10 protein-coding genes are annotated in these 12,565 nt (G+C 64.6%); 6 read left to right on the forward strand and 4 right to left on the reverse strand.

From position 1 onward, the window contains the following. Window positions 1-84: 84 nt before the first annotated feature. Window positions 85-1,524, reverse strand: coding sequence for an aldehyde dehydrogenase family protein (locus AC0ZT5_RS13010; RefSeq protein ID WP_488496759.1), 1,440 nt, complete (start codon window positions 1,522-1,524; stop codon window positions 85-87). 272 nt (window positions 1,525-1,796) lie between these two features. On the opposite strand from AC0ZT5_RS13010, the gene AC0ZT5_RS13015 reads away from it, so the two are divergent. From AC0ZT5_RS13015 to AC0ZT5_RS13040, 6 genes are all read left to right on the forward strand, one after another. After that, a complete protein-coding gene (locus tag AC0ZT5_RS13015) occupies window positions 1,797-2,456 on the forward strand; it encodes a TetR/AcrR family transcriptional regulator (RefSeq protein WP_488496760.1) in 660 nt (219 codons plus the stop codon). Window positions 2,457-2,634: 178 nt separating this feature from the next. Continuing rightward, window positions 2,635-5,046, forward strand: a complete 2,412-nt coding sequence (locus AC0ZT5_RS13020) for a GcvT family protein (RefSeq protein ID WP_488496761.1) — start codon at window positions 2,635-2,637, stop codon at window positions 5,044-5,046. Between the two features lie 81 nt (window positions 5,047-5,127). Then, the gene (locus AC0ZT5_RS13025) at window positions 5,128-6,381 is read left to right on the forward strand and encodes a sarcosine oxidase subunit beta family protein (protein WP_488496762.1); all 1,254 of its coding nucleotides are present in this window, start codon (window positions 5,128-5,130) and stop codon (window positions 6,379-6,381) included. 9 nt (window positions 6,382-6,390) lie between these two features. Continuing rightward, the gene (locus tag AC0ZT5_RS13030; RefSeq protein WP_488496763.1) at window positions 6,391-6,657 is read left to right on the forward strand and encodes a sarcosine oxidase subunit delta; all 267 of its coding nucleotides are present in this window, start codon (window positions 6,391-6,393) and stop codon (window positions 6,655-6,657) included. Next, window positions 6,654-9,539 (forward strand): sarcosine oxidase subunit alpha family protein, encoded by a 2,886-nt coding sequence (locus tag AC0ZT5_RS13035; RefSeq protein WP_488496764.1) that lies wholly within the window; start codon window positions 6,654-6,656, stop codon window positions 9,537-9,539. Before AC0ZT5_RS13030 ends, AC0ZT5_RS13035 begins: the two co-directional genes overlap by 4 nt. Continuing rightward, a complete protein-coding gene (locus AC0ZT5_RS13040; protein ID WP_488496765.1) occupies window positions 9,532-10,071 on the forward strand; it encodes a hypothetical protein in 540 nt (179 codons plus the stop codon). Before AC0ZT5_RS13035 ends, AC0ZT5_RS13040 begins: the two co-directional genes overlap by 8 nt. A 20-nt stretch (window positions 10,072-10,091) precedes the next feature. Here the strand turns inward: AC0ZT5_RS13040 and AC0ZT5_RS13045 are convergent, their stop codons facing one another. From AC0ZT5_RS13045 to AC0ZT5_RS13055, 3 genes are all read right to left on the reverse strand, one after another. Further along, entirely contained in the window at window positions 10,092-10,577 is a 486-nt protein-coding gene (locus AC0ZT5_RS13045; RefSeq protein ID WP_488496766.1) for a hypothetical protein, read from the reverse strand. A gap of 114 nt (window positions 10,578-10,691) precedes the next feature. Then, complete coding sequence (msuE, locus tag AC0ZT5_RS13050) at window positions 10,692-11,252, reverse strand: FMN reductase (RefSeq protein WP_488496767.1); 561 nt, start codon at window positions 11,250-11,252, stop codon at window positions 10,692-10,694. Window positions 11,253-11,313: 61 nt separating this feature from the next. Beyond that, window positions 11,314-12,561, reverse strand: a complete 1,248-nt coding sequence (locus AC0ZT5_RS13055; RefSeq protein WP_488496768.1) for an SfnB family sulfur acquisition oxidoreductase — start codon at window positions 12,559-12,561, stop codon at window positions 11,314-11,316. Between the last annotated feature and the right edge of the window lie 4 nt (window positions 12,562-12,565).

Consider the following 12,565-nt stretch of genomic DNA (forward strand, 5'->3'; position numbering starts at 1 on the left):
CGGTCCGGTGTCCTTGATGTTGCCGTGTCGCCGGCATGATCGGCCCGGGCGGCCGATCAGCCCGGCATGATCGGCACTGGCCGATCAGCCTGCGAACGTATAGGCGGTCTTCACCGTGGTGTAGAATTCCATGGCATAGCGGCCCTGTTCGCGCGGGCCGTAGCTCGACCCCTTGCGCCCACCGAAGGGGACATGGAAGTCGACACCTGCCGTCGGCAGATTGACCATCACCATGCCGGCCTCCGAATTGCGCTTGAAGTGCGTGGCGTGCTTGAGGCTCGACGTGCAGATGCCCGAGGTCAGCCCGAACGGCGTGTCGTTGGCGACAGCCAACGCCTCGTCATAGTCCTTGACGCGGATGACGCTGGCGACAGGTCCGAAAATCTCCTCGCGCGAGCTGCGCATGGCATTGGTGGCTTCGGTCAGCAGGGCCGGGCTGAGATAGAAGCCGGGCGTCTTGCGGTCGAGCCGTTCGCCGCCGAAGGCGAGCGTGGCACCTTCCCTGACGCCGATGGCAATATAATCCTCGTCCTGCTTCAACTGGGTCGCGTCGACGACAGGGCCGATCTGGGTCTGCGCGTCGAGAGCGTCGCCGACGATCAGTTTGCCCATACGATCCTTGAGGGCATCGACGAAACGGTCATGGATGGCGTCGGTCACGATCAGCCTGGACGAGGCCGTGCAGCGCTGGCCGGTCGAGAAGAAGGCACCGTTGAGCGCGCAATCGACAGCGACCGCAAGGTCGGCATCGTCAAGCACGACCAGCGGGTTCTTGCCGCCCATTTCGAGCTGGAACTTGCGCATGTGCTCGACGCTTGCGGCGGCGACGCGCTTGCCGGTGCCGACCGAACCGGTGAAGCTGATGGCGTTGACATCGGGACTGTCGAGCATGGCCTGACCAACGACCGAGCCCTTGCCCATGACGAGATTGAGCACGCCCTTCGGCAGGCCGGCGCGATGCAGGATGTCGACGATGGACCAGGCGCTCTCGGGAACCAGCTCCGCCGGCTTGAAGACGACGGTGTTGCCATGGGCGAGCGCCGGAGCGATTTTCCAGGCCGGAATGGCGATCGGGAAATTCCACGGCGTGATGATGCCGACCACGCCGACGGCTTCCCGGGTGATCTCGACGCCGACGCCCGGCCGCACGCTTGGCACGACCTCACCGGACAGGCGCAATGTTTCGCCGGCGAAGAAATCAAATATCTGGGCGGCGCGAATGGTCTCGCCGATGCCTTCGGCCAGTGTCTTGCCTTCCTCACGCGCCAGATTACGGCCGATCTCGTCCTTGCGCGCCATGATCTCGTCCGACGCCTTTTTCAGCACTGCGTGGCGCGCCAGCGGACCGGACCGGGACCATGCCGGAAACGCGGCCTTGGCGGCAGCGATTGCCTGCCCCGCCTGCGCGGCACCCGCCGAGGCATAGTCGCCGACGACATCGCCGGTATCCGAAGGGTTGATGTTGCGGGAGCCGGCGTCGCCGACCCATTCGCCATCGATGAGGTTCTGTCGAAACAGGGTCATGTCTTGTCTTCCTGCTGGTTGGCCGCCCGGCGGCATCTGTCTGAATTGGTATTTGCCAGACAATTGCCTTGCGGGAAAGCATGCAGTGGGCCAGCCGCCCGCGACAAAAATCCCCCGCCTGGCATCATGCTGATGGCGCGGCGGCGTTAGCGCCATACGATCCCCAGTCCGGCTAACATCAATGAGGCATCATCCGGCGCAGGCCGAATTGATCTGGACATATGTGTCCATAGCCTTGATTTGCCTGATACAGCGTGTCATGCGTCGTGCCTATGGAAGCCACCGATACGACGATCCAGCGCGCCGGCGCCACCGGAAACATCAAGGCCACTCGCGAAGATTGGCTCAAGCTGGCGCTTGAAACGTTGATCTCGGATGGTGTCGAACGCGTTCGCGTGCTGACGCTTGGCCAGAAGCTCGACGTCTCGCGCTCCAGTTTCTACTGGTATTTCAAGAGCCGTCAGGACCTGCTCGACCAGTTGCTGGACTACTGGCGGCAGACCAACACCAGGTTCATCGTCGAACGCGCCAGGCGGCCCTCCGCGACCGTGATCCGCGGGGTGATGAGCATCTTCGAATGCTGGGTGGACGAAAGACTGTTCGATCCCCAGCTCGATTTCGCGATCAGGGCATGGGCCCGGCGCTCGCCTGCCATAAGGCGTGCGCTCGACGAGGCCGATGCGGAGCGCGTCGATGCCATTCGCGACATGTTCATGCGCCATGGCTATGAGGAAGAAGACGCGTTCGTGCGCGCCCGCGTGCTGTATTTCATGCAGATCGGCTATTACTCGCTCGAACTCAACGAGCCGATGAGCAGCCGTTTGCCTCACGTCGCCGCTTATCTGCGCAGTTTCACCGGCCAGGAGCCTTTGGCGGAGGATGTCGAGGCGTTCTCGCGCTACGTCGAGAAGACTGTTTCCGCCAACCGGTGACACAGCCATCGGTCGCCGCGCCCTGACAACGCTACTCGCGCGCCACCTCAATAACCAGCCCATTTGGCTCCTGCCGAGCCATCGGAACGGCTCCGTGCGTCGACGTCGCATAGGTACTAGACACATATGTACAATGCCGGTAGATTGTGCTGCTGAGAACCGGGCGGAGTGCGACAGGATGAAATCTCAATACCGGGCGATCGTCATCGGCGGCGGCGTGGTTGGGGCCTCGGTGCTCTATCACCTTGCGAAACTCGGCTGGAGCGACGTCGCGCTAATCGAACGCGAAGTGCTGACCGCCGGATCGAGCTGGCATGCGGCCGGCGGCTTCCATGCGCTGAACGCCGATCCCAACATTGCCGCTCTGCAGGCCTACACGATCGACCTGCTTTCGGAGATCGAAAAAGAATCCGGCCAGAGCATCGGCATGCACATGACCGGCGGCATCTCGGTCGCCTCGGCGCCGGAGCGTTGGGAATGGCTCAAGGCCGCCTACCGCATCTTCCAGACCATGGGCATTGACGATGTCCATCTGGTCGGCGTCGACGAGATCCGGCAGCGCTGCCCTATCCTCAACACCGACGGCATGCTGGGTGGCCTCTATGCTGCGCGTGAGGGCCATATCGATCCCTCGGGCGTCGTCCACGCCTATGCCAAGGCGGCGAAGCGGCGCGGCGCCGACATCATCGAGCACAACCGCGTGCTGGAACTGAACTGTCGCGCCGACGGCGGTTGGGACGTTGTCACCGAGAAGGGCACGCTGATTGCCGAGCATGTCGTCAACGCCGGCGGCCTATGGGCAAAGCAGGTCGGCCGGATGGCCGGCATCGACCTGCCGGTCTCGCCGATGGAGCATCATTATCTTGTGACAGAGGCGCTGCCCGAAATCCAGGCGCTGGACAGAGAGTTGCCGCTGATCGTCGATCTCGAAGGCTTCACCTACATGCGCCAGGAGCAGAAAGGCCTGCTGCTCGGCATCTACGAGATCAACCACAAGCACTGGAACATGGACGGCGCACCGTGGGACTACGGCATCGAGCTGATCCAGGAGGACACCGACCGCATTGCCGACGAGCTGGCGCTCGGCTTCAGCCGTTACCCCTGCCTGGAGAATGCCGGCATCAAGCGCTGGGTGAACGGCGCCTTCACCTTCTCGCCTGACGGCAATCCGCTGGTCGGCCCGGTGCGTGGCGTTTCCAACTACTGGGTGGCATGCGGCGTCATGGCCGGCTTCCTGCAAGGCGGCGGCGTCGGCAAGTCGCTCGCCGAATGGATGATCCATGGCGAGCCGGAAGCCGATGTCTACGGCATGGACATCGCCCGCTACGGCGACTTCGCTTCCAACCGCGAATACATCAGACAGACCACCGGCCAGTTCTACTCGCGCCGCTTCGTCATGAGCTACCCCAATGAGCAACTGCCGGCGGGACGGCCTTTGAAGACGGCCGGCGCGCATGACGCCATGGACGCCACTGGTGCGCGCTGGGGCAATTCCTGGGGCATGGAAGTGCCGCTCTATTTCGCCCCGCAAGGGTTCGTCGAAACACCGACGCTGAAGCGCTCCAACGCCTTCGACATCGTCGCGCAGGAATGCCGCAAGGTGCGCGAAGGCGTCGGCTTGCTCGATATCACGGCCTTCTCCCGCTACGAGATCACCGGGCCGCGGGCCGAGGCCTGGCTGGATCGGATGCTTGCCTGTGCGCTGCCCAAGCCGGGTCACGCAAAACTTGCGCCCATGCTGGGCGAAAACGGCAAGCTCAAAGGCGACCTTACCGTCTTCAACTGGGGCGACGGCAGCTGGTGGATCATGGGATCCTATTATCTGCGCCAGTGGCATATGCGCTGGTTCGAACAGCATTCGGGCGATGGCGTCACGGTCCGCGACATTTCGGATACGGTCGTCGGCTTCTCGCTGGCCGGTCCCCAAGCGCGCCGGCTGCTCGAACGGCTGACGCATCAGGATGTCGCGCACGAGGCGTTCGGCTTCCTTGCCTGCAAGACGCTGGATGTCGGCCTGGTGCGGGCGAAGGTCGGACGCCTTTCGGTCGTCGGCGAGCTTGGCTACGAGATCCATTGCCAGGCCAATGAGCACGCGGCGCTGCGCCGCGCGCTGCTGGCGGCAGGCAGCGACCTCGGCGTCACCGAATACGGGTTCGGCGCTGTGAACTCGCTGCGGCTCGAAAAGAGTTTTGGCATCTGGTCGCGCGAGTTCACCCAGGATTATACGCCTGATGAAACCGGCATGGACCGCTGGATCGCCTTCGACAAGGGCGATTTCATCGGGCGCGAGGCGGCTCTCAAAGAGCAGGAGGCTCCATCCCGGCGGACGCTGGTTACGCTCGAAATCGACGCGGCGGATGCCGATGCCAGCGGCTACGAACCGGTCTGGATCAAGGGCAGGCTGGCCGGCTTCGCCACCTCCGGCGGCTACGGCCATACGGTCGGCAAGAGCCTCGCCATGGCGCTGGTCGAGCGTGAGGTGGCTGATGTCGATACGCAGTTGACAACCCACATCGTCGGCGTTGAAAGAGGTGCGCGCATCATCGCTTCGTCGCCATACGATCCACTGGGCAAAGCGATGCGGGCATGACGATCGAACCGATGGCATCCGCGCAAATGATCATGCAATGATCCCCGCCCTATTCCGAAAATCAGCCCTGCCCGGGACGCCATGACCCGTCGCTATTCCGCTTTGTCGCTCTTCAAGGAGGGGCTGGCTGGCCAGACCGGCTGGCAGCCTGCCTGGCGCTCGCCCGAGCCGAAGCGGTCCTATGACGCGATCGTCATCGGCGGCGGCGGTCATGGGTTGGCGACGGCCTACTACCTGGCAAAGAACCATAATATCAGCCGGGTTGCAGTGCTGGAAAAGGGCTGGATCGGTGGCGGCAACACTGGCCGCAACACCACCGTGGTGCGCTCCAACTACTATTATCCGGAAAGCGTCGAGCTCTATGGGCTGGCGCACCGGCTCTACGAGGGGTTGTCCACGCACCTGAACTACAATGTCATGCTGTCGCAGCGCGGCATGGTCAATCTTTGTCACAGCACCGCCGAAATGGAGGTTGGGGCGCGAACCGTCAACGCCATGCAGATCAACGGCATCGATGCGGAGCTGTTTTCGCCAGAGGATGTGCGCCGGGTGGCGCCGATCTACAACTTCTCGGCCGATGCGCGCTTCCCGGTGTTCGGCGGCATCTGGCAAGGCCGGGCCGGCACGGCGCGCCATGACGCCGTTGCCTGGGGTTACGCGCGGGCGGCGAACCGGCTCGGCGTCGACATCATCCAGAACTGCGAGATCACCGATTTCATCGTCGAGGGCGGCCGTTGCCGCGGCGTCCAGACGACGCGTGGCGCGATCCGTGCCGACCGTATAGGCATGGCGGTGGCTGGTCATTCCTCGGTGCTGGCGGCCAAGGCCGGTTTTCGCCTGCCGATCAACTCCTACGCGCTGCAGGCGTGCGTTTCCGAGCCGGTCAAGCCTATCCTCGACACGGTGGTGCTGTCGCCAGGCACAGGCGTCTATGTCAGCCAGTCGGACAAGGGCGAGATTGTCATCGGCGGCGGGCTCGACCGCATCCCTTCCTATGCGCAGCGCGGCAATCTGCCGACACTGGAGACGGTGATTGCCGGCCTGCTGGAGATGTTCCCGATCTTCGGCCAGTTGAAGCTGATGCGGCAATGGGCAGGGATTGTCGATGTCGTGCCGGACTCCTCGCCGATCATCGGCGAATCGCCCTTGCCCGGCCTGTTCCTCAATTGCGGCTGGGGTACGGGGGGCTTCAAGGCCATCCCCGCCGGCGGCACGCTGCTGGCGCAATTGCTGGCAACCGGCAAGCACAACGACATCAGCCGTCCGTTCGATCTGGATCGCTTCGCCAGCGGGCGGCTGATCGACGAAGCGGCCGGCTCCGGCATCGCGCATTAAGAGGACTTCATGCAGCTCTTCCCTTGCCCGTTCTGCGGTCCGCGCGACGAGACCGAGTTCCACTATGGCGGCGAAGCGGGAAACACGCGGCCGGATGGCGTCGATGTGCCGATCGAGCACTGGGCCGATTACCTCTATCTGCGCACCAACCCGAAAGGCACGGCGCGCGAAATCTGGGTGCATATGAACTGTGGCGAGTTCTTCGTCATGGAACGTGACACCGTCACCCACACGGTGGTGTCCTCAACCGCTCTCGGTGGGGAGCACGCGGCGTGACCGCCTCGCGCCTCGCCACCGGTGGCAGCGCCATAGACCGGTCACGGCCGATCCGCTTCAGCTTCGACGGCGCCACCGTGAATAGCTTTGCCGGCGACACCATCGCTTCGGCGCTGCTCGCCAGCGATGTTGTGGTCGTCGGTCGCAGCTTCAAATATCACCGGCCGCGCGGCATCTGGGGCGCCGGCGTCGAGGAGCCGAACGCGCTGGTCGATATCGGTGGCAGCGTGCCGGCGACGCCGAACACGCGAGCCACGACCGAGGCGGCGCGCGACGGGCTGGTGGCGAAAAGCGTCAACGCCACGCCAACCGCATTGGCCGACCGCAACGCCTTCCTCGATCGCTTTTCTCGCTTCATTCCAGCGGCGTTTTACTACAAGACCTTCATGTGGCCGGACTGGCACATGTTCGAGCCACGCATCCGCGCCATGGCGGGACTGGGCAAGGTCGATACGGACTGGACATCGCTAGGCTCAGCCGACCAGATCAACCACCATTGCGACGTGCTGGTGGTGGGCGCGGGGCCGTCCGGCTTGGCGGCGGCAAGGCTGGCATCCGGCGCCGGTCTGTCCGTCACGCTGGTCGACGACCAACAGAGGCCAGGCGGCTCGCTCGGCCACCGGGCTGGTGAGATCGACGGCAAGCCGGTCGCCGACTGGATCAAGGAGACGGTTGCGGAGCTTGCCGCGGCCGGTCACCTGATCCTTCCTTCGACCACCGCCTTCGGCGTCTACGACCACAATCTGGTCGGCCTGAACCAGCGCCATCGCGACGGACGGCCGGACACGTTGTGGCGGGCCAGGCCGCGCCAGATCGTGCTGGCGACCGGCGCCATCGAGCGGCCGCTGCCCTTCGCCAACAACGACCTGCCGGGCATCATGTCGGCGGATGCCGCACTCGCCTATCTCAGGCGGCATGCGGTGCTGGTCGGCCGCAGGATCGTCATCGCCACGAACAATGACAGCGCCTATGAAGTGGCGGAGGCGCTCGCCACGGCCGGCGCCGAAGTCACGCTTGTCGATCTGCGGCTCGACAGCACTCCCGCCGAGCCTGCCAATGTCCGGCTGATCGCGGGACGTAGCCTCGCCGCCGCGCATGGCAGGTTGCGTGTCCAAGCCGTGACGCTCGATGACGGCACCAGGCTGGATGCCGATTGCGTGGTGGTTTCGGGTGGCTGGACGCCGACCATTCATCTCTTCGGCCAGGCGAGGGGCAAGCTCGCCTGGAGCGAGGCGCGCGCCGCCTTTCTGCCGGGCGATCCGGTCGATGGCATCGCCGTGGCAGGCGCCGCAGCCGGTGCGGTTTCCCTGTCGGAGGTGTTTGCGGGCGCCGGCAAGGCGATTGCATCGCTCGGCCAGATCACGACAGCGGTGCCGCGCAGCACCGGACCTGAAGCGACGGGCGGCATCCTCGCGGCATGGCCGATGCCCGGCTCGAAGGGACGCATCTGGATCGACTACCAGAACGACGTCACGGTGAAGGACGTCGAACTGGCGGCACGCGAAAACTTCGTCTCGGTCGAACATCTGAAGCGCTACACCACACTCGGCATGGCGACCGACCAGGGCAAGACCTCCAACTTGCCGGGTCTCGCGCTGATGGCCGGGATCACCGGCCGCACGGTGCCGGAGGTCGGCACGACCACCTATCGCCCGCCGTTCACGCCGGTGCCGCTGGCAAGCTTTGCCGGCGCGCGCGGCGGCGAATTGATGGTGCCGGTGCGCCGATTGCCGCTGGAGAGCGTGCATCGTTCTAGCGGCGCCGTCTTCCAGGAATATGGCGGCTGGCTGCGCCCGGCCCACTATGGCGGCAACACTGATGCGGAACGCTCTATCGCGGACGAGGCGCGGCGTGCCCGCCAGTCGGTCGCGCTGTTCGACGGTTCCACGCTCGGCAAGATCGAGGTGATCGGACCCAAGGCGGCCGAGTTCGTCGATTTCATCTACTACAACACCATGTCGACGCTGAAACCAGGCCGCTGCCGCTATGGCTTCATGCTGTCGGAGAACGGCGTAGTCTTCGATGACGGCGTGCTGGTTCGGCTCGACGAGCATCGCTTCGTCGTGTCGTGCTCGTCCTCGCATGTCGCTGCCGTACATGCGCGGCTGGAGGAATGGCGCCAGGACCGCTTCGGGCGCGGCGCCGTCTACATCCATAACGCCACCGCCGAGATGGCGACGCTGACCGTTTCGGGCCCGAACGCCCGGAAACTGCTCGAAACGCTGGATCTCGGCCTCTCGCTCGACGATGCCGACCTGCCGCATATGGCGGTCGGCCAAGGCTCGTATGGCGGAGACGAGGTCCGCGTCGCCCGCGTCAGCTTCACCGGCGACAGGAGCTACGAAATCTCGATCCGGGCTGATCGCGCCGAGCCGCTATGGACGCATCTGCGCCATGCCGGCCAGGCGTTCGACGCGGTCGTCATCGGCCTCGAGGCGCTGATGATCCTGCGGGCGGAAAAGGGCTTTATCGTCATCGGCAAGGACACTGACGGCACCACGCTGCCGCATGATCTCGGTGTCGAGGGTCCGCGCGCCAAACGCCAGGGCGAATTCGTCGGCCGCCGCTCGCTGTTCACCGACGAGGCTTCGCGCGGCGACCGCATGCAGCTTGTCGGACTGACGCTGCCTCAAGGCGAAGCACCGCTGCCGACCGGCGCGCATGGCGTCAGGCGGAGTGACGGCAGATTGCGCAGCCAGGGCTTTGTCACCTCGAGCTACCAGAGCCCGACGCTTGGCCGCGCCGTGGCGCTTGGCTTGATCGAACGCGGCGCGGCACGTCACGGCGAGACGATCGACATCCAGCACCTCGGCAAGGTCAGGAGTGCGACGATTGCCGCCCCTTGCGCCTTCGACACGGCAGGAGAGCGGCTGCATGCGTGATCTCGCTGAAAAATGGTCTGTCGCGCCGGACTGGCCGTCGGCGGTCATCACGGCACCCGGCCTTGTGGTGCGCGTGGTCGCCGGCCTCAATCAGTTGCTGGTCAGTGGCGATCTCGACGCCTGGACGCGGGCGTCCGGCCTGGACGGAAATGGGGTCGGTGCCTTCGGCACGGCGCAAGGCGACCGCTATGCGGCGCGGCTGGCGCGCGACCGGCTGCTCGTCGTGTCGAACGGCCCACTCCCCGTCGCGACGGGCTGGCACGGAGAAGGCTTCGCGGTGACGGCGATCAGCGCCGGGCTGGAGGTGTTCGAGGTCGAGGGCTCGTCGCTCGACGCTTTCATCGCGCGCGGGACGACACTCGATCCCAGGCAAGCGAGTGCCAGCGCAGCACTTTCCTTCGCCGGTATCAGCGCCATCGTCTATCGCCATCAGGGCAGGCTGCGCATTCATGTCGATCGCGGGCTTGCCGCCTATCTCTGGACATGGATGGAAACGGCAGCCAGCAACATCGCCGCTGGGTCACTGGATTAGCCTGCTACTATCCGAGCTGGTCAGAGCGAAAACGACCAGAACAGGCAGGCCAGTGTCGCGGCGGCGAAAACCACGAAGAACAGGCTGCGCAGCAGCACATTGCGGCGCAGCTCGTTCATGACGAAGTGGCAACCGACGATCACTGCTGCAAACAGGAACCGCCAGTTCAGCAGCGCCCACACGGCGCTGCCCTGGCCGAAGGCCCATCTGGCGGCGAGACAGCCGACGATGGCGGCAAACAGCACGATCACGGTCCAGAAGACCGCATCGGCGGCATGGGTGAGAACGATGCTGGCCGCCCTGATCGGCAAGATCATCATCAACAGCGCGCTGAAGAAATAGACGGCAGCAAGCGGAATGAAGGTTCCGGCATCGGCAATGCCATCGAGCCGCCTTACGCCGATCGCGCCATAGGGATAGCCGTGCCTGGCCACTGCCAAGCTCAACGCCATGAGCAAGGCGGTCAGCACCGCGACCAGTGCGAAGGATGTGAGGGCTTTGCTCATGACGTTCCTGTCCCAGACGAATCAGACAGGAACAGATGTAGCGGGCGGTCGTAAATTGCGCGTAAGCGAGGCCAACGCCCACAGGAATTATCGTCGCAATCCGCCGGCGGAATGCTACTCGGCGGCGATCCTTCCAGCTGAGCGGCTGGCCAGCACGAAGCCGACCTCGTCCACCGCCTGGGCCGCACGTTTCAGGATCGCATCGGAGCGGAGCACGCCGTCGGTAAAATCCTTGTCGGTGGCGTAGACGGCGGTGGGCAAGGTGAAAGCTTCGAAGAAGCCGAACAGCGGCCGCAGCTGATGCTCGACGATCAGAGCGTGCCGCTCGCCACCACCGGTCGCGGTCAACAGGATGGGCTTTCCCCGCAGGGCGGCCGGATCGATCAGGTCGAAGAAATGCTTGAACAGGCCGGTATAGCTGCCCTTGTAGGTCGGTGACCCGACGACGAGCACGTCGGCAGCGAGGATTTCCTCGAGGATTGGGCGCGCCTGGCTGTCGAGATCGCGGCCCCATCTTGCCGTTCCCAGCGACGGACCGAGATCCTCGATATCATAGGTGCTCGCCGACAGGCCGTGACGGGCTGCGATGTCCCTGGTGACCAGATCGACGAAGGCGCGCGTCTTTGACGGCCGGGTGATGTTGCCGGAAAAGCCGACGACTGTTGGATTTGACATGGCAGTGGGCCTCTTGATGATCGATGTCTGATGCGGCGAACCTGTGCCCGCCGGTGGAAAATCAGCTCCAGGCGTGCAGCGGCGGATTTTCGCCGTTGAGGAAATACTTGCCGAGGATGGAGTATTTCCAGCGCACCGGATCGTGCAGCGTGTGCGTGCGGGCGTTGCGCCAATGCCGGTCGAGATTGTGCTCGGCCAGCGTAGAGCGGGTCCCCGCCAGTTCGAACAGCTTGTTGGTGGCAGCGATGGCGATTTCGGTCGACAGGATCTTCGCCTCGGCGGTGACGACCTGCGCATGCGCCACCGTCTCGGCGGTCGGCTCGGCCACTCCCCGGTCTATCGCCAGGCCGGCCTTTTCCAGCAGCGCCTGCGCCGCATGCAGGCGCAGCGTCAGGTCGCCGATGGCCTGGATGGTGTAGGGGTCCTCCCAGGCATTGTCGACGCCGCTGTCGATCCAGGCGCGGCTCTTAGTCCTGACGAAACCGACCGTCTCGTCGATCGCCGCTTGGGCGATGCCGGTGTCCACCGCCACCTGGATGATCTGGAAGATGGCGCCGTCGGCGGTCGGCTTGTCATAGCCCTTGTAGCCGGGCACCAGATGCGTCTTCGGCACCTTGACGTTGTCGATGATGACGGTGCCGGACAGCGTCGTGCGCTGGCCGAAGCTCGACCAGTCGTCGATCACCGTCAGGCCGGGCGCGGCGCGGTCGGCGATTGCATACCAGGCGCGGCCCTCGTCATCGAGCGCCACGATCGGCACCAGATGGGCAAGCAGCGCGCCGGACGAATAGAATTTCCGGCCGTTGACGACGACATGATCGCCGGCATCGGTGAAGCGGGTCTCGAAATCGGCGGCGCGCTTGGAGCCGAACTCGGAAAAGGCATTGCCGAAACGCGTGCCTTTCAGCACTTCGGCGAACAGCAGCTTCTGCTGATCCGCATCCGACACCGTACGAATGGCGGCGACGACACCAAGATGGTTCTGCGCAACCTGCCCGATCGAAGAATCCGCCGCCGAGATGATCTCGATCACCCTGGCGAGGGTGGCATAGGACAATTCGGGACCACCGAATGCCTTCGGCACATTGATCGACCACAGGCCGCTTTGCGAAAACGCATCGAGTTCGGCAACGGGCCAGATTCGCTCGCGGTCGCGCCGGGAAGAACCCCTGGCGAATTCGGCGGCGAGTGCGTGAGCGATGGCGATCGCCTCGGCGTCGTCCTTGATGATGTGCGCCGACGCGGTTGGCCTTGCGACTGGCGGCACGGCGGCGGAAGCGTGGTCGGTCTTGACGGTCGAGACGGTCATTTTA

The sequence above is a fragment of the Mesorhizobium sp. CNPSo 4670 genome (assembly GCF_057784235.1).